The organism is Rhodocyclus purpureus (assembly GCF_016653115.1).
Classification (GTDB): Bacteria; Pseudomonadota; Gammaproteobacteria; order Burkholderiales; family Rhodocyclaceae; genus Rhodocyclus; species Rhodocyclus purpureus.
In genome coordinates, this window is the sequence record NZ_NHRX01000044.1 from 1 (window position 1) to 24,085 (window position 24,085).

The 24,085-nt window shown below is 64.4% G+C and carries 12 protein-coding genes; 1 reads left to right on the forward strand and 11 read right to left on the reverse strand.

What is annotated here, in order from left to right; translation table 11 throughout:
• Window positions 1-91 precede the first annotated feature (91 nt).
• Entirely contained in the window at window positions 92-412 is a 321-nt protein-coding gene (locus CCR84_RS09210; RefSeq protein ID WP_201211583.1) for a ubiquitin-like protein, read from the reverse strand.
• A 263-nt stretch (window positions 413-675) separates the two neighbouring features.
• Between CCR84_RS09210 and CCR84_RS09215 the strand changes: the two genes are divergently transcribed.
• The gene (locus CCR84_RS09215; RefSeq protein WP_242508642.1) at window positions 676-1,683 is read left to right on the forward strand and encodes a hypothetical protein; all 1,008 of its coding nucleotides are present in this window, start codon (window positions 676-678) and stop codon (window positions 1,681-1,683) included.
• A 406-nt stretch (window positions 1,684-2,089) separates the two neighbouring features.
• On the opposite strand, the gene CCR84_RS09220 is transcribed toward CCR84_RS09215, so the two are convergent.
• From CCR84_RS09220 to CCR84_RS16910, 10 genes are all read right to left on the reverse strand, one after another.
• The gene (locus tag CCR84_RS09220; protein ID WP_201211585.1) at window positions 2,090-2,944 is read right to left on the reverse strand and encodes a phospholipase D-like domain-containing protein; all 855 of its coding nucleotides are present in this window, start codon (window positions 2,942-2,944) and stop codon (window positions 2,090-2,092) included.
• The gene (locus tag CCR84_RS09225; RefSeq protein ID WP_201211587.1) at window positions 2,934-5,234 is read right to left on the reverse strand and encodes a hypothetical protein; all 2,301 of its coding nucleotides are present in this window, start codon (window positions 5,232-5,234) and stop codon (window positions 2,934-2,936) included. The genes CCR84_RS09220 and CCR84_RS09225 overlap by 11 nt, the downstream gene beginning before the upstream one ends.
• A complete protein-coding gene (locus CCR84_RS09230; protein ID WP_201211589.1) occupies window positions 5,231-9,406 on the reverse strand; it encodes a helicase-related protein in 4,176 nt (1,391 codons plus the stop codon). Before CCR84_RS09230 ends, CCR84_RS09225 begins: the two co-directional genes overlap by 4 nt.
• A 7-nt stretch (window positions 9,407-9,413) precedes the next feature.
• Window positions 9,414-12,065, reverse strand: a complete 2,652-nt coding sequence (locus CCR84_RS09235) for a hypothetical protein (protein ID WP_201211591.1) — start codon at window positions 12,063-12,065, stop codon at window positions 9,414-9,416.
• Window positions 12,040-13,683, reverse strand: a complete 1,644-nt coding sequence (locus tag CCR84_RS09240) for an Eco57I restriction-modification methylase domain-containing protein (RefSeq protein WP_201211593.1) — start codon at window positions 13,681-13,683, stop codon at window positions 12,040-12,042. The genes CCR84_RS09235 and CCR84_RS09240 overlap by 26 nt, the downstream gene beginning before the upstream one ends.
• Before the next feature lie 306 nt (window positions 13,684-13,989).
• Complete coding sequence (locus tag CCR84_RS09245; protein ID WP_201211596.1) at window positions 13,990-14,343, reverse strand: hypothetical protein; 354 nt, start codon at window positions 14,341-14,343, stop codon at window positions 13,990-13,992.
• Window positions 14,340-16,385, reverse strand: a complete 2,046-nt coding sequence (gene recD / locus CCR84_RS09250) for an exodeoxyribonuclease V subunit alpha (protein WP_201211597.1) — start codon at window positions 16,383-16,385, stop codon at window positions 14,340-14,342. Before recD ends, CCR84_RS09245 begins: the two co-directional genes overlap by 4 nt.
• A complete protein-coding gene (gene recB, locus CCR84_RS09255; RefSeq protein ID WP_201211598.1) occupies window positions 16,382-20,074 on the reverse strand; it encodes an exodeoxyribonuclease V subunit beta in 3,693 nt (1,230 codons plus the stop codon). The genes recD and recB overlap by 4 nt, the downstream gene beginning before the upstream one ends.
• Entirely contained in the window at window positions 20,071-23,592 is a 3,522-nt protein-coding gene (gene recC, locus CCR84_RS09260) for an exodeoxyribonuclease V subunit gamma (protein ID WP_242508643.1), read from the reverse strand. Before recC ends, recB begins: the two co-directional genes overlap by 4 nt.
• Window positions 23,593-23,976: 384 nt before the next feature.
• Window positions 23,977-24,085: IS4 family transposase (locus CCR84_RS16910; protein ID WP_201211599.1), on the reverse strand; the 109-nt coding region annotated here is incomplete at its 5' end.

The window sequence follows — 24,085 nt, forward strand, 5'->3', positions numbered from 1 at the left end:
CCTCCCCATCGGTCTGGTTGCGCTGTTGCGATCATCTCAAGCGCACCCTCGCAGCAATCGCGACACCCCAAGCACTCCGTTTGCTGCCCAATCATGCAAACGGTGTGGGGTAACTGAGGTTTTTAGGGTAATCGCTCAGGGTCCGACCGTCTTCCAGTTGCTTGCCGGCAAAGAGCAGTCTCTGCTGATCGGGGGGGATGCCTTCCTTGTCCTGGATCTTTGCCTTGACATCTTCGATCATGTCGGAAGGTTCGACCTCCAACGTGATCGTCTTGCCGGTCAACGTCTTGACGAAAATCTGCATCGCCATCGCTTCGGCAGGAAGGAACAGGCACAGCAGCAGACACAAGGCTGGGAACAAGGACGCGCGCTTGCTGCGTGGCTGAAGGCTTGGTTCGAAGAAGGCAGACAATCGCAACGCTCCCGGCGGTTTTGCAATGAACCCGTGCCACGTAGATCCGGCAGCGCAAGGCCGAACCCATGTCAGGGACTGAAGGGCTCGCATGATACAGACCTCCGCGGCGATGGGCCTTCGATTTTCCGGAGAGTGATCGGCAGCGATTCGGCATTGACCGCACCTTCGCCAGCCCACTAGAGTATTTTCCCGGGCGAAAACCGGGAGCAGCGCAACGACGTGCGCCGCTGCTCCGCCCTGACCGCACCTATGGAGGCCGCATGTCCTGGTTCCACGAACTGACCGGTTTCGCCGAAACCGGCTACGAAGCCACCCGCGCCCAGCTGTGCGTCGAGGGCGAGCGCCTGCGCTCGCTGGCCAACGGCCGCAGTTGGGCAATCGGCCGCCTCGAAACGCACAGCCTGGCGGAACTACGCGAGCACGCCCGCCCGAAGTTCGCCGCCACCCGCGGCGCCCTGCGCGTACGCAACATCGCCGCCGACGCCCACCAGCTGCATACCCGCTCCGAACTCAAGGGCGCGCTGGTGCAGGTCGCCTCGCAGTTCAACCTGCTCGAGATGCCGGGTTACCACGTGACGCCGGAACACGGCGTCAGCGGCTACGAGCACGACCACACCCAGGGCCCTGCCTGCGCGCGTGCCGCCGGCGCAGGAACGATCTACCGCAACTACTTCGCGCCGGTCGGCGACCAGATCGGCCAGACTCGCGAACGCCAGATCGACACGCTGGCCGACTTGCGCGCGGCACTGCCCGGCGGCGAACGCATCACCATGCGCAACGGCTACGCGCTGGCCGACACCGAAACACTGCAGACCCTCAAGGCCACGCTCGAAGCCGCGAGCGCGATGGAGCTCGACGCGCTGCGCGCCCGCCTGCGCATCGGCCTGCACTGGGACGTGGAGGTCACGGCAAGAGGCGCACCGCAGGAGGACACCGTCAGCCAGGCTTACTGCTCGGCGCTGCCGGTCAGCTACAACCGCGACAGCGCCCCCGAACTGTGGCAAGCCTTCGCGCGCCTCGTGCTCGAAGCCGCCTACGAAGCGACGCTGCTGGCTGGCATCCTCAATGCGGCCCGGCCCGGCGGCAGCAACAGCGTCTACCTCACGCTCCTGGGCGGCGGCGTGTTCGGCAACCGGCGCGAATGGATCACCGACGCCATCCGGCGCGCGCTCGACCATGTCCGGGAGCAAGCGCTCGACGTGTGCCTGGTCAGCTATGGCCAGGTGCCGGTAGACCTGAAAGGACTGGCGCGGGATTACGAAGGCTGAACGCGACGAAGCGGGACCCACACGGCAAGGACGACACCAGATCGCGAATGCCTTGGAAAAGATTCCCGAGCGGTTCAGTAGCAAGCAGTGGCTCGGCAAGAATCTGGGCAAGCAGGTGAAGCTGCGGCCGCCAGCGGGAGAGGCGGGCTGAGTACGAAGCCCTGGGGGCTGTACAACCAGGCGCCGGTGTATCGAAAACTCCAGATGCCTCCCACTACCTGCAGCGTACCAACCTCCCTCTGATTGATTGAAGCGCACAAGGATCGGCCTCTCATGGTTCGCACCGACCACTTTCGCCGTCACCTCTATGATTCGAAAAACCAGTCTTCCATTTGAGCCAAGGCTGGATGGAACACCGCAGCGGTACGGCGTTTCCATCTGGTCTTGCCGAGCCATAATGGCCTCATCAGCATAATCGAGTGGAGACGCCCCGTATTGCGTCACACACCCAGCCCACGGTGCGGGCCGACGCACCTTCCACGAGAAAGCCGAGTTCCACCGAATAGGCGAAAGAGGCGTTGGTCATGTTCGCCGACCCAACGTAGCAGCGGGAGCTGTCTGCTAGAACTACTTTTGCATGGAAGGTCTCGTAAAAGCCATTCCGTTCCTTGGGTAGCCAGTAGTTAAAGGACTCCACACCGAGTGCTTGTAGTGCGGGCCAGATTTCCAAGAGAACAGCTGGCGCCTTGCCGTCTTGGCAGCGAAAGACCAGTTGCTTGGCTACGGCGGGAGATGCCCCCTTGAACAGCTCCAGCAAGGTTTGGGCGCCCAAGGCGTCGACGAATGGTGTCATTACGAGGAGGCGCTCCCGTGCCCCCCTGGCGATGTTTGAGAAGACTTCTCCAGTATTTTCGAGAAGTACCGTTCGGTGTCCCAGTTCGCTGAGCAGGATCTCAAGCCGGGACGGACTTGGCGGCCTAGTCAACACGACAGAAACATTATCCTTGGGAGAATGTACCTCGGCCAAATAGAGGGCTGCGCCTTCCAGCCACAGCCCCAAGGTGGAGTAGTCAACATCTGCAATCGTAGCCCATGAGAGTGGAGAGACCTCCACAAAGGCACCGGCGGCTACGCCGGAGTCCAGAACCGCTTGCACCCGATACGCCTGCCCCTGTGAAACACCAAGCTGCGCGCAAATAGTATGCAGGTCGGTTTCGTGTCGAAACGAGCCTTGTGCGGCCGCCCGGCATAAGGCACTGCCGATTTCCGGGAATGCGGCCAGTCTGACAAAGATTTGGTGCCGCCTTGCGTCAGACAACATTGTTCACTACTTGTAAGTAGCCGGGGATGCGGACGCTGACGTGGTTGCCATCCTCGCGGGGCGCATTGCCGCCACGGAGAACCGAACGACTGAGCAGCTGGTTCATAGCGATGCATGCGGTCTCAGGGACCAAGATGCAGTCAGGGCAAGCGCCCGGATTCTTGGGGTTGGCATCGCAAAGCGAACCCGAATTGCAGAGCAGCGTCTTGGGCAACAGCAGGTGCCGGAGGAAGCGCTCATTCTCGTTGCGCCATAGGGCTGACAGGTTGCCGAGGTCCATGGTGGTACCGTTTCGATAGACCACGAAGGCCAGGTCGGCGGGAAACAGGTATTCGCCGAGAGAGCCGAGGTCGAGACCAGAGTGCTCCGCAATCGCTTTCATCAACACATGAGAAAAGGAATGCAGGAGCGTGTAGGTGTAAAGGTATGAGGAAGCCTCCGAGCGGGCAGCGACTTGGTCGAGGTAGCGCCCGAATGGCATCGCCCGCTCCAGAAGCCTGGCCCCCAATGGGCCGTCTTCAGGCTTCCAGTCGAAGTCATCACGGATATTGAGCGCCTTGAGCCACCGGTAGACCTGCAGCTCGTCCAACTTGACGTAGAACGCCTCGTTGGCTTGGGTCACTACGTAGATTGGGTGCTTTGACCCGCCATCGGTCTGCACCGTGGGGAACAGGTTCAACCGCACCGGCATCACGCGCTGGCGTTTCTCGAAGGTCGGCACTGCCTGCATCCGCGAATAGCCATACGTAAACCGGCACAGGTCGAACTCCCGGATAAGTCCCATGGTCTCGACCCCGAGTTGCTTGAGTAGTAGGGCTGTCGCGTCCTCCTGCTCCTTGCGCCGAGTGTCATCTTGTGGCGCAAGGTCAGTGTCGAGGTGTGTGAAGCGGACAAATGGAAGCCGTCCTCCGGTGCTCTTGGGCGCAGTAAGCTTGGACCGTCGCAGCGCTTCGTGCTCCACCGCGAGTCGGAAGGGATCGTACCGGCTGGAGAAGAGGTCGCGCGCGTGCAACAACGCCGTTAGATGCGGAGGTAGCTGAGTGACCGGCCTGAGGATGGGAGATGCCCCTGAGAACCATCCGTCCACCTTGTCCGCCAGGTCCTTTTCGATTTGAAACAGCATGTCGCGCATGACGCCAGCCACAGAATCTGGTGCAGTTTGCTCCGCCACCTTGAGCTGTTCACGGAAGGTTTCGGCGGTCTTCTTTTTGGTCGCATAGTCGTCCCAGAGGTGCCCCATCCCGCGCGCCTTCAGCTCCCGCTCCAGTTCTGCAGGTGATGGTCGAAGCTGCCCGTAGGCAAACCGCTCGGCGATGAAGGCCTCCAATGCGGAGGACTTGCTCGGGTCAAGCAGTGCCAGCAAGTCGCCGCTCTCCGCGTCGAACAGGACGAACTGCTCGGACAAAGCATAGTGGGTCGACGACGCCCGGTAGGACACGGGTTCCATGCGCGCCTCGGAAATGCGGTCGCCTTGGAACTCGTCGCGCAGAGCGGCAATGGTCTCGCGGTCGTTCTTCATCCATCCGCTGGCGTCCACGAACCCGCACTTCGGGTTGGCGCACTTGAAAAACCATTTTCCGATGCTCGGTGAACTCGTATCAAGCAGGAAGTCTTCCGAGTGGCAGTGGGGACACCTGTCAATCGGCTCACGTACCGCCTGCTTGTTCTTATCCCAGTCATACTTGCCTGGCATCACCGGTTCCCAGTTCCCTGACCAGTGCACGAACACGATGTCGAGCTGGCGCCACTGGCAGCGACGGCCGAGATTGGCACGGCAGTTGCGGGCGGTGAGCTGGGATTTGCTGTTATTGAACTCCAGCACGCTCCTGAAGCTCCGGAAGAGTCCGCAAGCGTTGCAGACGAACGTGAGTGGTGCCGGCGCGTATCCCATATGCGTTGGCGCCACGAAGATGAAGCGCCCACGGTCGACCGGCTGGACGCCGGTGTGGTCGTTGTTGAGTAGCGTGATATCGACACACAGCTGGGGTAGCACCGGATGGCGGGTGTCTCCGGGGCGGCAGTTGTATGCCCGGTTGAACCAACTGCTAACCGCCTCATTGAGCCGCGCCAGAATTTGGTCCTGCGTTGATGGGCTCAGGGTTGGCTTCCAGTGTTGAGCATCCGCGTCGGGCATCGCGATACATGCTCCCAGCCCCCCTTCAAACGTAAAGAAGGCGCCCGGCGCATAGGCGCCGGCAAGCTGACCTTGCGAGCGCGACATGGTGGGAGCTGCGGGCCGTTCCGCAGTATCGGCCTCATGGCCGCCCTGATAGCGGTTTCTTGTGTTCATTCTTCGTCTCCACTTTCTGCGTATCCGCGGCGAACAAAGGCCATGACTTCACGCACCACGTCGGTCGGCAGCCGCTCGCCACGCGGCCCTCTCCGCGCAAGCCGGATGGTTCCGGCCTGGTCGACGTCACGCAGTGATGTCATCGGCTTCTGCAGGGTGTCGGAGAACTGACGGAAGAAATCCGCGAGCGAGCTGTTCTCATTCTGTTGACGCGCCATGTCTTCCAGCAGGTGTCGGAGCTTGGCGTACAGCTCGGCCCGATAGAACTCTTCGGCTTGGGGAGCAAAGCCGTCTTTGAGGCCGATAGCCAAGTAGACAAAGTCAGCGACTTGGCTGATGAACTGCTTCGGGTCCTGCTTGAAGGCGGGCAGAAAGTCGCGGATGTACTCGTTGGGCTTCCACTCAGGCTTCTTGCCATCATCGGCACGAATGAACTCGCGGACTGCGGCGGTCCCGCAGACGCAGGCCTGGAAAACGCTAGGGAGCACCCGCATGATGGCCCGTGTCGCCCATCGGTCGATAGCCGCGGGCTGCACCATACGCTCCAAGAAGCGGTGAAAGACATCGAATACCTCAACGATGTAACGGTCCCGGCGTCGCTGTGGGGTGGGGATCAACACACAGAAGCCCACATGCGTCCGGCCCACTCGGGACGAGGCCTGAATGTACTCCGCGATGTCCGACGGCATACCGGCGAAGAACATCGAGTTGAGCTCTTCGACGTCGACCCCATGCGAAACGGCGGAGGTGGCAATGATGGAGCGTAGCGCATCCTGAAGCGGGGGCATCGGCGTGCCCGGCGAAACGCGCCGTTGTGCCGTCTCGACGGTTTGCTGAATCTCCCCTTGTTCCACCGACCCAGTTATCAGCCTGGTCACCAAGGCATCGAGGATCCAGCCGTTGGCCTTGTGGAGCTTGCGCACCTCCTCGGATTCGGCTGCCATGATTTGGTCGCCGCCCTTCTTGTTGGTAACGTAGGTGAGCGAAATCCGGTGGAGGTCGATGAGCGTCGCTAGTTGCTCCACGGGTGCCTGGCGAAGCTTGGCGACAAGCTCCGCCTGAATTGGCGATGGCGAGACATGGGTGGCCAGTTGAGTGCGGGCCGCTTGTTGGCGCTCCGGGTCGTCCGCGGTGAGTGCATCAAAAAGCGCGGTGACCGTCAGATGGAAGTTCGCGAGAACGGCGATGGTGGTCGCTGTATGGGGGCGTCCGTTGGTCATGAACCCGCAGTAGATGCGCGCCAGTCTCGATCGCAGTTCCACATGGTCAGGATCGAGCGCACAGCGTGTCGTCTCGTCCGGCGACGGCTCCTCTGGCTGGGCGTAGAACGACCGATGAAGGCTGGGACCCGGATACGGGAACTGGAGCGCCGGCACGTGTCGTTGGTAAAGGTGCTCAAGCTGGCGCTCCGGTTCGGAGACAGTGGCGGAAGCGGCGATGACCTTTGCCCGGCGGCGTTGCGAGCCGTCCGGAGTGGAGGCCACGATGCCTCGCATCCACCGGCCGATGGAGCCGAGCATGGCGTCGAGCGTCGACTCGAACAGTCCTGCGAATGTCCCGAGAGACTCATCGAGGAGGTGAGCCTCGTCCTGCACGATGAGTGACGGGAAGGGGTCAAAAAAGAGCATCCTTCCGTCCTTATACGCCGGGAAGAGCTCTACATAGCCGTCTCGCGATGGGCCGTTCCTCAGGTCCTGCCAACTCGGCACATGCAGGCGGCCCGTCGATGCTTGATACCACGGAGCCGTGCCAAGCATGCCGAGGATGCATCTGATGGTCCTCGCCGAATAACCGATGAGCGCAAGCTTATCCACCGTACCCAACAGTACCGACGGCGCGAGGTCGTAGATGTCCTCGTCGCAGATGTAGAAGGGGAGCGGAGCCGTTCCGCCTGCGTTACAGCGACAGGCGGGGTTCGTGCAAATATGCGCCAGCGTACCGCCTCGTGACGGGAACCGTCGCAATCCGGTTTGGCTGCCGCAAAAGGGACAAAAAGGCAGTTTGTTCCACGCCTTGTTGGCGGCATCGTAATTGGCATCCGAGTCCCGCAGCTCGTCTTCGGTCTGGCTCACGGAATCGATAACCGGAACGTCCGTGACCCCTTTACTGCTATGCCAGTTGGGCGAGCCTCCGCTTCCGACCCAGAACCCGATGGAGAATGGCTGTCCACCATAGCCTTGATCGAGCCGGACAAGCTCCGCTTGGGCAAGCACTCGCGCGGCACGCTGGGCTTGCTGAATCGTGAGCAGGCGAAGAGGGTACCGAATCATCGCCGTGACGCCCAGTCCCTTTCCTCGCAGTCGGTCGAGAAACAAGGTGAAGAGCAGCAGGCCGAAGAAGGCTTCCGATTTACCGCCACCGGTGGGAAAGTAGAGCAGAGTCACTGCATCGTCCCGGGTAGCGACATAGTGGTGCGCAAACTCCGGGATTCGCGTGGTAGTGGCCGGGAGGTTCGCCAAGATGAAGGCCATCTGGAAGAGGCGCCATTGGGCGGAGTCATCCCGGAGTCGTAGTTTCATCAGGTTGGCCATCGCCTCGTTCATCGCAAGCCAAGCTTCGAATGGAGCAGCCCTCACGTCCTCTTGCTTGCCCCGCTTTTTCCAGAACTTGCTGGATTCCTGAAGGATGGTGAGTCCGGCCCGAATGGCCGACTCCTCGAGCTTCCACCGTGCGAGATCATGTTGAAACTGGCCTTGCTCACGGGCGATGGCTTGGGCATCACCTTCAATGCCGGTCTCGAGATTGACCTGCTTCGGCAATTCCTCGAGCCAGGCGGCGAAGGCATCCGGGATGGGAGTGAGGCCACTGAGGCCCTCAGGCTTGGATTGGGCGCGAATGTTGCGAACCACCCCGGGATAGGAACTCGGGACGATGCGTGGCTGTTGGTAGCGCGGTGACCATGTTGTCGCCAAACGCACCTCGTTTTCGGTATGCGCTTGCTCCTGTACGCCGCCGTTGTAGCCGATGGCCCCGTAGCTCAGGTGCTGGTTGTATCGATAGGACGGATTGACACGCTCGAGCTTGAGCCTGCGATGCTCAGCCTTCGGCACAGTCACTTCGAGGCCGACTTGGAAGAAGGCCGGTTCAACCTCGTCGCTGTTCCTCGACGGAATTTCAGATTGGTTCTCGAGGGCGAGGTGCACGTTGAGCCGCGAAGGCTCAATCCAGTCTGGGGTGACCTCGATATCCCACCGCACCTTGAACATTGGCACGGCCGGTGGGGCGCTACTCGCTCTTATCTTGGCGAGACACTTTGGCCAGTCCTGAAACGCACTCGGCAAGATTCGCGTCTGCTGGCGGTATGCCCAGAGCTTTCCGCCTGTTTCTGGATCAGTGTCTTCAAGCCACGCGCGGAGATGCGCGTGGATGGCTGCCTCCATGGCTGTCTCGTGTGCGGCAAGTGCCTGTTCTCGCTCTGCGCCGGGCGCTCGCACATTGAGTTCGAGAGCCGGTAGCGCCACGTCCAAGCGAAACCACTTGAGAGGGACCTCAAGGGGTTCGAAGTCTTCGTCTCGCAGTTGGGGAATCTGTTCCTCGGTTGGGCGCACAATCTCGGGCATCTCTTCGCCATCTGGCACTTCCGCAGCAGATTGGGCGTTCTCAAGGGCCGCCTCGGTGACAGGTCGCGGAACTAGGGGAAGCATTGGCGGCAGGCCAAACTCTTTACGGACTCTGTCTTGGACCTCATCCTGGATCTGCTTCCACATCGGGCAGGCGAATCGAGTCTTGTACTGTGCGCTGAGTGGTTCCCATGCCGCGTTGAGCGCATCCTTGATCGCTTTCCGGAAGCGGGTGGCCACCTCATGGCGCATTCGGAGTTGGAACCGACAATCATCCCGCTCGCGTAAGTCACGCTCTGTGGGGAAGACCCGTACGTAAACGCTCAGCCGCGGCGCCACCCGAATTATGCTCTGGCCATCCTTGGCGACCTGAAAGTCCAAACCATGACCGGATATCCATATCGGACTTGTGACCTCATCACCGTCGTCGACCGCGCGTCGAGGTAGCAGGAACCCTGATACCAAGCAACTGCTCGGCTTCGCGCCATACACCGTGCGGCCAAAATCGCCACCGCCTGATATGCGGGCGTAAAGGATGTTGAGGAAGGAGTCGGCAACAGCCTCCTTCAAGGAGGTGTCAATCTCTTGCGGGTTAGCGCGCAACAGCGTCATGGTCACCTCAAATTACGATGGGTTCAGGAGGAACAACTTCCAAGACGGAGAACACGTTCTCCAAGGCCTTTTGCCGCAAAGAGTTGATGGTTGCGGCTGAGAGTCCCATGTAGGCGATGGCAGAGTCTGGATCGAACAAGATGCGAGAGTAGATATCGCTCAGCCACCGGCCATCCTTGCGGCGGCGCCCTCGCAATGGTCGGATGATGAAGTCCCAGAACCATTGAATCTCCACGTCCGAGAACCTCAGCTCTTGGCAGAACGCTCGAAAGGCGTTGAAGTGACGCGGAGCCTGCGGGGCCAGCTCCTCGAACGGTGTCTCGCTTGAATTCGCCAGGTTAAGCCAGTGATAGACATTGCCCAGTTCCGGTTCGAGTCTCGCGTCGCGCCGGAGAATCTTGTCACGCAGCATTCGCGCTTGTGCGGCCCTGTTCCCCTGAAACAGCCGGTTGGCCTGGGTCCGGACTCGCTCGTGGTAGAGTCGCAGACCTTCCTCGAACTCGAGGTGCTTGCCTGTGGCGAATCCTCTCTCATGCAACGAAGCCTCGATTAGCTCCCGCAGCTCGCCAGACATGACAAACACTTGTTGGCCGACCTGCAGATTCTCGACCTCTATGGGATGAAAGCCCGAATAGCCATCAGCCGCCCGATCCGGGTCATAGACGTATGTCCGCGAATGCAGCCCGCGGCGCAGCAGTAACCCGTTTTCGAGTTCGACGAGAACCGCTTCCGCATCCGACACACTGGCATCGTTCTCCTCGTAGGTCGTCAACTTGAAGACCGGCTGACGGAACTCAATGTCTTGAAGCAAGGATGCTCCCGCCCCCGCGAATTGCCGCTCGATGTCATCGAGAACTTGTTTCAGCCGCTCGTGGAAGGCAGCGAACTCTGGCATCAGGAGCAATGGGTCAAGCGTGTGCTTGAGCTGCCACGCCATAGGAGCGGTCAACGCGACGACCATTTCGAACCCAGAGAACGTTCCGCAAACAATGTCACGCAGGATTGCGGCACTCATATCCGCGTAGATGAGCGTGTCGCCTTCTAGCACGCCTCCAGCGAGCTGACCGGCTGCGACAACCTGGGCAGTTGGATGAGGCGGACGTGCATTACCTCCAGCTCGTACGAGGAAGGACTGCAGTACCGACTTGTGCAAGGGATTGCGAACCACGACGGAGACATTGCGTCCAGCCTGAAACGCGGCCTGGACTTCAGACTCCACGCGCAAGCCCAGCGGAGTGTTGTTCCGATAGGCCTCAACCAGGCGGTCGGCCTTCCGCAAGAGTTCTTCAACCAGAGGTCGCTCATCGAGAGCATCGCCACTGCGCATGAACTCGAGCAGAGGAACCTTGTGATGGAGCCAATCGAACGCACCTATGGCGCTCGGGGGTGCGTCGCGCCGATGCAGCTCGTTCATCAGGATCATCGAGCTGCCGGGGAGGTGAGACAGCTTCGCAAGGAAGTTCGTCACGTGCCACAGGGAGGAGGCGTCGTGCCCTTGAGCCTCCAATCTCTTTGCGCTGTGGTAGAGCTTGTCGATAACGTCGCCGACCTCGAAATCAGTGACTACCACACGAACCCTGCAATTGGCCACTGGGTGGCACCTTTCGCCTGTCTTCGGTTCGAGGCCAAGCCCGACCGCCGTGTAGACGAACCCGTGCTGCTGCAGGCGAACCCGAGAGGGGGGCTCGTCGTTATCCCGAAGGAGGGCGGCCTGGAGCCAGCTCATATGCCGAGGTTCGTCCATGACCACGAGTACACCGGGGCAATGCTCCTTGAACATCTCGCGGAGCAAACGGATGAGGCCGACAACCCGTTGTTGCCAACCTTTCACGGACCGGATGGAGTTCCAGGAGCCATCAATGAGCACAACGTCCGGGAGCCCTACTTTGCGCAAGGTCCGCAGTGCGCCGGCCAAGGAGTCATGAGGCAAACGATGGCCCAGCGCGAATAAGGCGTCCGGTGCGTACTGCGGATTCCCGAGCTCAGGGAAAACGCATTGTTTCAACGCAGTGGCTTGTTTCCTGCCGCAGAGCTTGGACTTGAGACGAAAGAAAAAGTGGTCTGAGTAGCTCACCCAGCCCTGGGCGGGGGTCTCTTGATTGAAGTGCGGAAGAAGTTCGTTGATGCAGGGCCTAAGGCTCGCTTCCGCTAGCTCTTTCCTCTGACTGTTGACAGCGAATAGAAAGCTATCCTTCGACCGTAGGCTTTCGTGCACCTGTTCGTTGGTACTGCCATCGCACGGCTCGAAAACGCGGTTCGCCAGCCCCACCAAGCCGGAACGACTGATAAATACGTGGTTCAGCGCGTGGAAGGAGTTTCGCTTGCTAGGGTAGTAGAGGCCGCGAACGCCCCGTTTGTATCCATCCTCCCAAAGACGGAAGCATGCGAGGCTGTGAAGGAGGGGGATGGCGGAGAGAGCTCCCGGCCATACGAGAGCTACATGGGCTGTCTTTTCCTTTGCCGCCTGCAGGTACAGGGACACCAACCGTTCGATGGCTTCACTGGGAACCAGACGGGTTTGGTCATCGTGGTTCGCAAAGAAAGACAAGTCGGAACGCCGGGCGAAGACTCCGGGCGTGTTTCCTACCATCGACGTCTTCGAAGGGACTGCAATGCCTTCGGTCGTCTCACGCCTAGCAGGGCAGTCGATTTTCTCCATGTCGGGTTACGCGCTCGTGATTTTTTGAAGTTGGTGTAGGCACTTCAAGGTCAAAGGCTGTCCTCACCGCTGCCTCCAAAGGCGTGCCTGCTTGCAGAGCAGATTGGACCCGCTCGGGGTCCGGAAGCGGCAAGGAGTGGAGCTCGTAGGCCGAAACGTTGGTGGCTCCAGACATACACCGGAAGAGTCTGTCGATTGTCCGCGTGCGCAGAATGGAACAAAGAAGATCCGTATCCACGGCGACTTTGTCCTTTGCCTGCTCGATGAAGCACACGTGGTTTTCGCCAACGACGCCTCCGAACTCGGCATACGCGGAGTTCGGCACCACGGCACAGACCAGCCGTCGAGGCTGGTCATCCGACGTCACGCGCTGTACGGCGACCGCTGGCCTACGTACCACCCCGGGCGCTCCAACCGTCTGCATATCGACGTAACGATGAGCGACCTTCTCCCTCTCATCGAGGCAGAGTGTGGCGTTGGACGAAATGTCGCTCTGCCATACCAAGGGCAAGACGCGGCCTCGTTGCGCTGTCCCTGGGCGCTTCTGGTAAAGCACGCGCTGATTTCTGTGTATGACGATGCAGCCAGTCCGCACCGCATAGCCGTAGGACGACAAGGTGTGAGTGGTATCCCGAAAAAGGGATAGCAACTCGGCGTCCCCTTCCTCACGGGGCAGGGGCCAAGGCGCGTCCGACGTACCCAGCCTCGGCCGTCCGGTCAGCTTCCATGAGCCATCTCGCACCAGAATATAAATATCAGAGGTGTATGCGTCCGTTGGGTTTCGCTGCCACACCGTGATTGCTGAGTCCTGCTCCGCGCCAAGAAACACGCCTGTCTTGTCGTGAATCAGGTCAATCTGCTTGATGGCACCGTGCGACGTCAGATGCCGGCGGATAGGCGTGAACGATTGTCCGGATAGAAAGCTCATCGGAGTGAGGAACACGGCAGTCCCCGAGACCCGGAGCAATGACATGGCACGGCCGATGAACAAGGTGTAGAGGTTAGGCTGCCCCCGCATCAACTTGCCGTACTCGGCGCAGTATGGACCCGTTTCTGCTCGGGTCATCTTGCGGTAAGGCGGATTGCATAGGACTAGGCCATACGAGCCAGAGGGCAAGGCACTAAGAACGAGTCCGTCACCGGTTGTCACTCGAAACTCTGGATCGTAACTGGCTGCTTCGATGTGCCTCGATAGGACCATGCGAAGGAAGGTGACGGATAGCTGGCAGAGGAAGGCGTCCATGTCCACACCGTGTACGTTGGCTTCGATGTGGGCAAGGATTTGGGAACTCGAGAGCCCTTTCCGTTCGAGCTCCTGCATAATCCGAACGGCAGCGGGCGCCAAAAATGCAGCGCCTCCACACGCCGGGTCAATGATCGGACCGTCAAGAAGACGGTCGTTTGCGTTATCCAAGAGCCGTTGCGCGAGATGCGGTGGGGTAAAGTACATGGCCTGCCACTTGCGCTGGTCCTTCCCCACCAAGAATGCATACGCAGAACTGAGCCAGTACGCGCCGGCGAGGATATCCGCGCCATTTAACCAGCACACAAACCTCTCTACGGCCGGATGGTGCTGAAGTGATAATTCGGAGGTGGGGCGAGGGAGGTTGGGCGTCATGCTGGCCATCCAGCGGGCCAGAAGCGCTGTGGTGACGCCACGAGCGCCAGGTTCCGCGGTCGCCAGGGGCTTCAGCGAACGGCAAAGATGCCGAAAGCGAATGTTGTCACCGACTGAAAGCAACATTTGGCATGCCATTCTCTGATCATACCGGATTTATGGCAATGGGGAAAGCCAGAAAAATAACCAATCTGACTAGGCAAGCCGCGCGAATATTTAGATCACTATTTTGCGATTTATCGGTTGATTTTCTGATTTTCGATCCCTAGTCTGAGCTTTTCAGCCCTTTTATCCAACTTCTTGCTTTCAGGTCGCGATTGGCGATCGTATCAGTGAGATCGTGGTTTCGAGACATCGAAGGAACTTGAGCAGCGTTGTCATATCAGGGGCTGCTTCGCGGGCGAGGTCAATGCCAACGAACTGACTAAAGTCGCGGAATCCGCTCTGGGTCGCTCCGGGGCAACCACGCGCTCCCTTCGGATAGACTCGCTTCAGCGCTTCCAGCAGATGCGACCACGGCTTCACCACCTTGATCTCGACCAAAAATCGATCTCGGTAGACCAGCTTCTTCTTGCTGCCGTATTCCAGTGCGGAGAAGGCGGTGATCCCGCCAGTGAAACCTCCGCACTCAGCCAGCGGGGGCGTTGAATCGAATTTCACGCCGCCATCAACCCACTCACCCTCAACACCCGCCGCTGCACCGCCTGTTCCAGCACGGCGGGCTCGCCCGCTTCGAGCAGGCTGAACCAGCGCTTGGCGCGGGTGATTCCCGTGTAGACCAGTTCGCGCGTCAGGATCGGGTTGAGCCGGTCGGGGAGGACCAGCGCCGCGTGTTCGAATTCGGAGCCCTGCGACTTGTGCACGGTCAGCGCATAGACGGTGTCGACGGCCTGCAGGCGGCTTGGCTGCACCCACTTGATGCCGCCGCTGCCGTCGCCCGCGGGGAAGGCGACGCGCAGGGCGCCTTCGCTTCCCGGCAAGTCGAGCGTGATGCCGATGTCGCCGTTCATCAGCCCGAGCCCGTAGTCGTTGCGCGTGACCAGCACCGGACGGCCGGCGTACCAGCCGTCGGCGGCGGGGATCAGGCCTTCCTCGTGGAGCCAGCCGGCGATCTGCCGGTTGAGTCCCTCGACGCCCCAGGCGCCGCGGCGCAGGGCGCAGAGCATCTGGAAGCGGCCGTGCGCGGCGAGGACGCGGCGCGCCCAGTCGTCGGTCTCATCCTGCCCTGCTCCGGGCTGCGGGCGCGTCGCGTGCAGCGTCGCGAGGTAATGGCGGTAGCCGACCGGCGCTTTGGTCGCGGGCCGATCGGCTGCCGACGGCGAAGATGGTGCAGACGCACCGTCGATGACGAGCCGGCGCAGCGCCGCCTGCCCGGACTGCGCCAGCACGACGCGGGCAAGTTCGGCATGGCCTGAGGCGAGCACGCTGCGCAGTGCCTCGACCTTGCCGGCATTGACCGCCCTGGCCAGCTGGCCGATGCCGCTGCGGTCGTCAAAGCGGTAGCTGTGGCGCAGCATGGTGACCGCCTGGTCGAGCGCCGTCCCTTCCGCATCGACGAGCTCGGCGGGAATCTGCCCGCCAAGCTCGTCGATGCCGGCGAGCCAGGCGACGGTCGCCGGGGTGTAGTGCGCAGCTTCGGCGCGGCTGCACAGCTGGCCGAGCACGGCGCCGGCCTCGACCGAGGAGAGCTGGTCCTTGTCGCCGAGGAGGATCAGGCGCGCGCTTTGCGGCAAGGCGGCGAGGACGGCCGCCATCATCTCCAGGTCGACCATCGATGCCTCATCGACGACGAGCACATCGACCGGTAGCGGGTTGCCGGCGTGGTGGCGGAAGTGGCGGGTGTCGGGACGGGTGCCGAGCAGGCGGTGCAGCGTCGTCACCTCGACCGGGATCGCCGCGCGCACCGCGTCGCCGTCGGACAGGGCTGCGAGGTCGAGCCTGGCAACGGCGCCGGCGATCGATTCGTTGAGACGCGCCGCCGCCTTTCCCGTCGGCGCCGCGAGGCGGATGCGCAGCGCGCGCCCGGCGGGATCGGCGAGCGCCATCGACTGCAGCACGGCGAGCAGGCGGACGACGGTCGTCGTCTTGCCGGTCCCCGGTCCGCCGGTGACGATGGCGAAGGCGCTGCGTGCGGCCAGCACGCAGGCGAGCTTCTGCCAGTCGGGTTGCAGCGCCGGATCCTGCGCGAACAGCACCGACAGCGCCGCGCGCAGCACCGCCTCGCGCAGGGGCAGGGGCGTCGCGATGCGCGCGTCGATCCCGGCGCGCACCGACTGCTCGTACTGCCAGTAGCGGCGCAGGTAGAGCCGTGCGCCGACGCGAACCAGCGGCGTCGCTCCCGGACCGTCGCCGACCAGTTGCGGATGCACCAGCGCCGCCTGCCAGTCGGCGAGGCTGACCGATGCGAGCACGGCCGACGGCAGCGGCGGTGCCTCTTCGCCGGCGCTACCGAGGCTGCCTTCGGGCGGCAGCGACAGCGCGAAGCCCGGGTCGGCCAGCGTCTGTTCGAGGTCGAGGCAGGGATGGCCGCGGCCGAGCTGGTGGCTGGCCAGCGCGGCGGCGAGCAGCAGCAGCGGCGGCGCGTTGGGCACCTCGTCGGCGAGGAAACCGGCGAAGGCGCCATCGAGCGCGCGCAGCCAGCCGTGCTCGGTCCAGCGCGCGATCAGCGCGCGCACGTGGGCGTTGTCGGTCAGGTGACTCATGCAGCCTCCCGGGCGGTTTGAGCGGTAAACAGGCGGTCGAGCGCTTCGATCAGTTCGCGCGGCGGACGCTCGGCATGGACGCCGCGACCGGGCGACTGGCTGCCGCGCAGGAACAGGTAGAGCGCGCCGCCGACATGGCGGTCGTAGTCGTAATCGGGCAGGCGCAGCTTGAGCAGGCGATGCAGCGCGAGCAGGTAAAGCACGTACTGCAGCTCGTAGCGGTGCGCGAGGACCTCCTGCGCCATCGCCTCGGCCGTGTAGGCGGCATCGTCGGCGCCGAGCCGATTCGACTTGTAGTCGATCACGTAATAGCGGCCCTCGTGCTCGACGATCAGGTCGATGAAGCCCTTCAGCATGCCGTTGAGTTGCCCCGGCAGCAGTTGCGGACGCCCGGCAGCACCGAGGGTTTGGCGGACGACCAGCGCGTCGAGCTCCCTGAGGTCGACTTCATGCACGGCGACCCAGAATTCCATCTCGGCGACGAAGGTGTCGAGCCCGGCCAGCGCGAAGGATTCGCCGCCGGCGGCCTGAAGCGGCTGGCGCAGGAAATCCTGCAGCCAGTCGGTGAGCGGGTCGATCCAGCGCTCCCAGCCGCGCACCGCGCAGCGGCGGGCGATCGCGTCGCGGACCGGCGCCCGCGACTCGGCGACGCGCGCAAAACCCTCGGTGGCCGACCATTCGAGCAGGTCGTGCAGGAAGGTGCCGACCGCGGCGCCGCGCGGGAAGTCGTGCAGCAGCCCGCGCGAAGGCGTGGTGGTAGCAGCAACGGCGGCCGGCAAGGGAGCCACTTCCAAGCGCGTCGAGCGCTCGGCAGCCTCCGCCTCGCGGAAGACGTCCTCGTCGGGCGTGTCGGCAGCGGCGGCGCTGCCGAGCGCCGAATAGCTGGCGATCCACCAGTTTTCGCGCAAGGAGCGCACGGGCATCCGCGCCGGGCCTTCGTGCACGATCAGTCCGTCGCCGCGGTAAGTCTCGTCGCTCGCGGTCGGCGAATCGATCACCGCGAGCTCGGGGCGTCCGGCCGCCAGATCGTCGACTCCCTGCTGCAGATCGCCGCCGATCAGGTAGCCGAAAGCGCTGCGTTCGAGTTCCTTGACCGGCGCGACGCCGATCCAGGTCGCGTAGCGCGCGCGCGTCAGCGCGACGTAGAGCTTGCGCAGGTCCTCGCCGAGGCGCTCGCGGTCGACGCGTTCGAGGATATCGCCCTCGTCGGCGAGCGCGAGCCGGAGGGCGCCGTCCTCGTCATGCCACTTGAGCGGCAGGTCGTCGGCCTTGGTGGCACGGAAGGCGCAGGCGAAGGGCAGGAAGACGAGCGGGTATTCGAGCCCCTTCGACTTGTGGATGGTGATCACCTGCACCAGGTCGGCGTCGCTCTCCAGCCGGATCTGGTGCACGTCGGCCCTGCCATCCTCTTCGCTGCGCTGTTCGGCGAGGTGGCGGATCAGCGCGTGTTCGCCGTCGAGCAGTGCGCTCGCCTGCTGCAAGAGTTCGGCGAGGTGGAGCACGTCAGTCAGGCTGCGCTCGCCTTCGCCGCCCTGGGCGAGCAGGCGGGCCGGCACCCGGAAGTCGTTGAGCAGGCGGCGCAGCATCGGCAGCACGCCCTGCCTGCGCCAGCAATCGCGGTAGCCGCGGAACTGCAGCACCGTGTCGTCCCAGGTGATCTCGTCGTGGTTGAAGCGGTCGAGCGCGGCCCAGTCGAGGCCGAGCGTGCGCGTCGCCAGCGCGGCGCGCAGCGCGCCGCCGTCGTCGGGGTCGGCGCAGGCGGTGAGCCAGAGCTGCAGGTCGAAGGCCTCGGGACGGCGGAACACCGAGTCCTTGTCCGACAGATAGACGCTGCGCACGCGCCGGCGCGACAGCGCCGCACGGATCGCGTCGGCCTCGTTGCGGTTGTTCACCAGCACCGCGAGGTCGGCGGGACGTAGCGAACGCTCAGGGCGCAACTCGCCGTCTGCGAAGAAGCCGGCCTCGCCGTCGCGGCCGAGGTTGAGCAGGCGGACCATCTCGCTCGCGCAGATCTCGGCCATCTGTTCGAGGTAGGCGCCCTTCGCCATTGCCTCGCCGTCGTCGGCCGGCGGCAGGCGCCAGACCGAGAGCGCCGGCAGCTTCTCGCCGGCGGCGGCGAGCACGTCCTTGCGGCCATTGGCGGTCGCGGCGAAGAAGGGGATGGGGTTCTCGCCGTCGCGTCTGAAGAGGAAGGCGCCCTCGCCCGCCGCGCGGGATTCGGCGAACTCGAAGCAGCGGTTGCTGGCGGCGACCATCGCCGTGGTCGAGCGGTAGTTGCAGAGCAGCGTGTACAGCCGGCCTGCGGTCGCTGCGCGCGCGGCGAGGTAGGTGTAGATGTCGGCGCCGCGGAACGCGTAGATCGCCTGCTTGGGGTCGCCGATGAGGACAATCGCGGTCCTCTCGTCGTTGGCCTCGACGCGGTAGACGGCGTCGAAGATGCGGTACTGGACGGCGTCGGTATCCTGGAACTCGTCGATCAGCGCGACCGGGAACTGCGTACGGATCACTTCGGCGAGGCGCGCGCCGTTGGCCCCGGAGAGCGCGCCATCGAGCCGGGTGAGCAGGTCGTTGAAACCCATCTGCGCACGGCGCGCCTGCTCGTCGGCAAAGCGCGCGGAGATCCAGCGCCCGCCGTGGCGGAGGATGTCGCCGCGCGCGTCGGGGAGTACGGCGAGTTGTGCCGGCAACGCGGCGATGGCCTCCAGCGCCGGGTGATCCGGCGGCGGTCCGTCCTTCCAGACTTCGGCCAGCCCGGCCGGCGTGAGCCGCTCCCAAGCCCTGTCGCTCAAGTCGGGACGCACCTGCTGCGGATCGTCGCGCCAGGCCTCCAGTTTGGCGAGCCAGTCGTCGTAGTTGTTCTTCTTGAGCTTCGTCCCGTTGAAGCGCTTGCCGTCGCGCGCGTCGTCGAGGAGTTCCTGCAGCTCCTTGCGCCACTTTGCCCAGGGCGCCTTCAGTTCGCCCAGGACGCGCAGCTTTTCCTGCTGCGCAGCCGCCAGCGCTGCCGCCGGCTCGGCGCTGGCCGCGAGCAGTTCGGCGTGCGGCAGGAGCTGGCGCACGGCATCGAGCAGCTCGTCGGGCGACGCCCACCAGCCCTTGACGACCTGGGCCGAATCTTCCGCGAGCGGATACATGAAGGTCCGCCAGTAGTCGCGCGCGACCTCGGCGAGGAGATCCTCCTGGTCGGTTTCGAGCCGCTGGGTGAACAGGCTGTCGCTGTCGAAGGCGTGCTCGCGCAGCATGCGGTTGCACCAGCTGTGGATCGTCGACACCGCCGCCTCGTCCATCCACTCGGCCGCCAGCTGCAGCTTGCGCGCCTGCGCCGACCAGGCCTCGGCCGGGTAGCCCGCGCGCAGCTCACGCAGGAAGTGGTCAGCGTTGGCGTCAACGTCGGCGCCCTCGTCCATATCGTCGGCGAGGAACCAGCGCGCGGCCTGGTCGAGCCGTTCACGGATGCGGTTGCGCAGTTCCTTGGTCGCGGCATCGGTGAAGGTGACGACGAGGATTTCCGGCGGCGTCAGCGGCCGGTGGAAGGCGGCGCTGTTCCCATGTTCATCCACCTCGCCATGGCCGAGGACGAGGCGCAGGTAGAGCGCGGCGATCGTGTAGGTCTTGCCGGTGCCGGCGCTGGCCTCGATCAGGCGGCTGCCGTGGAGCGGGAAGCGCAGCGCTTCGAGTTGCGTGGGGGTCATGCCGGTTCTCCTGCGGGCTTGGCGCCCTTCTTCCTGAAAGTCGCATCAAAGAGCGTGCCGAGCAGTTGCCCGGCGAGGCGCTCGAATTCACCACTTTCAGTGAGCGAGGCAAAATCGGGCCAGGCGCGCTGCAGGTAGGGACTGGATTCGACTTCGCCTTCGAGCTTGTAGCCGCCCTCGTAGATCGCGCGCAGGTTGCTGGCGTTGTCGAGGAAGGCGAACGCGGTCTTCACCGCCAGCGGCAGCGGCCGGCGCATCCCCTCCTGCCAGGCGGCGAGCAGGGTCTCGATCTCGGCGCGGGCGGCGTCGGCAGGCAGCGGCTCGAAGCGGACGTCACCGGCCTTGCTCACCACGAGCGTCGTCAGCGGTTCGCCGGCGAGGTGCCCGGCGAGGTGCGCCACCCAGTGCTTGATCAGGGTGTGGCGCTGGTACTTCCCCTTCTTCACCGCGTCGCTGGTTTCGAGGACGACGCGGGCACGCCGGCCATCGCCGTCGACGCGCAGGTCGCGCAGCCAGTCCTCGATCGCGATCGAAGTGGCGTTCGTGGTCGCGGCGCTGCGGTAGCGGACCTCGCCGTCGTGCGGCGCCGGCGTCGGCCACTCGGCGAGCCCCTTGGCGTAGCGCTCGAACATGTCGGCCATCGGCTCGGCGAGTTCGGCGGCCATCAACCGCGCGAAGGCGCCGGCGGCGAGTTGCCCGCGCCGCTCGATCGACGCCAGCGTCGCGGCCAGCGCCTCCTCGCGCGGACGTCCGGCGGCGAGCGCCTCCGCCTGGCGCGCGATCAGCTCGTTCCACAGCCCCCATTTCTGCAGGCCGTCGAGGTCGAAGGGCTCCTGGTCCTCGCTGGCCGGATTGTCGGCGGCGAAATGGACGTGCAGGCGCTTGCGGAAGAAGTCCTTGACCGGGTCGCGCAGGAAATCGGCGAGTTCGGCGATGCGCAGCGGCTCGCTGCGGACGAGCGGCGGCAGCAGCCCGGACACAGCCGAATCCGGCACAGCATCGTCGGCGATGCGCCATTCACGCGCGTAGGTGAACAGCGGCGACGCTTCTGCATTCGCCGGGAAGTAGGCCGGGCTGAAGGGCTGCAGGCGATGCTCGACGGTCAGTGCGGCGAGCAGCGCTTCCGGCTCGTCCTCGTGGCCGGCGAGCTTCCAGCCGGCGGCCAGGTGGTCGCGCAACTGGCCGACCAGCACCGACGGCGGGCGCACGCTGTTGTCGTTGATCGAGCGGCCGACCCACGAGATCAGGAGGCGCTCGCGCGCCGAGAGCAGCGCTTCGAGGAACAGGTAGCGGTCGTCCTCGCGCCGCGAGCGGTCGCCCGGGCGGTAGTCGCGCCCCATCAGGTCGAAGTCCATCGGCACCCGCGTGCGCGGGTAGTCGCCGTCGTTGAGGCCGAGCAGGCAGACCTGGCGGAACGGGATCGCGCGCATCGGCATCAGCGTCGCGAAGGTCACCGCGCCGGCGAAGAAACGCCGCGACAGGCCGCCGTCCTCGAGCTGGGCAAGCCAGTGCTCGCCAACCACCGTCAGCGGCAGCGGGCTGGCCAGCCCGCCCTGCGCGCAGGCCTCGCGCCAGCCTTCGAGCGCGGCATCGAGCTGTTGCAGCGTGTAGGCGTCCTCGCCTTCCTCGGCGCGGAAGAAGTCGGCCAAGAGCGCACGCAATCGCTCGCACCATTCGGACGGGGTCGCCTCCTGGCGGAAGAGCGTCCACGTCGCTTCGAGCCGGTCCAGTAGTTGCGCGAGCGGGCCGAGCGCGGCGGCGTCGAGTCCGCCGATCTCGTCGAAGGGCTCGATCCCGTTCCAGGCGCCACCGGTGGCACCGCTCGCGTAGCCGAGCAGCATGCGCCTGAGGCCGAACTGCCAGGTGTTGCCGGCCGGCGGATTCGGCAGGCCGAGGCTCGCGCGGTGTTCGGCGTGCAGCCCCCAGCGCACCTGGGCGCCGCGGATCCAGCGCTGCAGGAGCGGCAGGTCGTCGTCGGCGATCGCGAAGCGCGCGCGCAGCGCGGGGACCTCGATCAGGTCGAGCACGTCGCTGACCGCCAGCCGCGAGCTCGGCAGTTCGAGCAGCCGGGCGATCGCGTTGACCAGCGGGTCGTGGTGGCGGCGCCCCTGGTCGGCGATCGAAAACGGGATGAAGCGCGCGTCGCGGCTGTCGATGAGGCCGAACACCGCCTGGATGTGCGGCGCGTAGGCCTCGATGTCGGGGACCATGACGACCACGTCGCGCGGGCGCAGCGTCGGGTCGGCGTTGAAGGCGGCGAGCAGCTGGTCGTGCAGCATCTCGACCTCGCGCTGCGCGCTGTGCGCGACGTGGAAGCGGATCGAGTCGTCCGCCGGCGCGACCGCGGGCCAGAGCGGGCGCGACTCGGCGAGCGGGCGCAGCGCGCGGATGTCGTCCTGCAGCTGGTTGAGCAGGCAGGACTCGCCATGGCTGGAGAAGAGGTCGATACGCTTCTGGATGTCGGCGAAGCGCTGCAGGTAGCCGGCGCGCGCATCCTCGCTGTCGTGCTCGTCGAGCAGCCCGATGAAGTCGCGCCCCTGCTTGCCCCAGGCGGCGAGCAGCGGATGCGCGTGCAGGTGCAGGTTCTCCTCGTCGAGCGCGGCCGGCATCCCGTTGCGGCGGCGCTGGCGGGACTGCGTCGCGCGCAGCAGCATGCGGTCGGGGACGATGTCGGCCCAGTAGTACTCGCAGGGGTTGTGCACGCACATCAGCACCTGGCACCAGCGCGCCAGCGCGGCGAGCACTTCGAGCGACTGCCGCGGCAGCGCCGAGATGCCGAAGACCATCACCCGGCGCGGCAGCCCTGCCGGGCGCTGGCCCTCGGGCCAGTCATCGACCCGGCGCAGGAAGGCGGCATGGACCGCGGCGCGCCCGTTGCGCGAGAGCGAATCTCCGCTGTGGCCGACCTCGCGCGCGACGTCGGCGAGCAGCGCGCGCCACAGCGAGGCCTGCCAGCGCTGCCCGGCGTCCAGCGGACGGCGCTCGCCGTCGGCGCGGATCAGCACGTCCTCGCCGGCTTCCCAGGCCGCGAGCCAGTCGGCGCGATAGACCTGGTACTGGTCGAAGAGGTCGGCGAGGCGCTCGGCGAGTTGAAAGCGCTTGCGCAGGTCGGCGTCGCTCTTCAGGAAACGGCCGAGCGGCGCGTAGTCGGGCAGCTCCAGCAGCTCGGGCAGGAGGCGCATCAATCGCCACAGCAGGAGCGACTTGTCGAATGGCGAGGTCTCCGGCACCTGCTCGCGGCCGAGCACCGCGCGATACACCTGCCACAGGAAGGCCGAGGGCAGCGAGAAGCAGATGCCGGCAGCGATGCCGCAGCCGCCCGAACCCTCGTCGGCGACGTCCGCCGCCAGCGCCAGGCGCAGCCATTGCGCGACGCCGTTGCTCTGCACCAGCAGCGTCTCGCTTTCGAGCGGCGCCACCGGGTAGCGCCGCACCCAGGCGACGAGCAGGTCGCGCAGGTGTTCGGGGTGGTTGCCATGGACCAGCATCAGACCGGTGGGCAGCGGGTTCGGGCTCAAGACAGGCTCCTCGTGGGTTCAGGCCGCGATGAGATCACATCGGAACGACAAAGGGTGTCGCACGGAGGTTTTCAGGGTTGCCGGGAAGGCGCTCCCGCAGCCGGGCATGCACCGCCAGAACGCTCTTCACGACGGATGGGTTCCCAGGGCGGGGGGAGGGAAAGTACGGGGAAGGCATAACCGGTACGCGAGGGATCGAGTATAGCGTCAGCGAAAAAAGGCGAGCGCCTTCGGGGATCTGCTTCAGGAAACCGTATGCTGTGCCGGGGCACTAGCGAGCGGGCACCGCGCCCGTTTGCCGCCCATTCGCATCGTAGATGTAGACGAACGCCCCTCGGCGGATGCTGACCGAGGACCCCGTATAGCCATAGCGTTACACATAACTCATATCGCATGAAGCGCTCGCATATGCTCGACGCCCTGAACAAAATCCCTGATGCGCTGGTATCCCAGCCAGAGGGTTTTCACGCCAGGTTCGCCGTCGCCCTTCCTG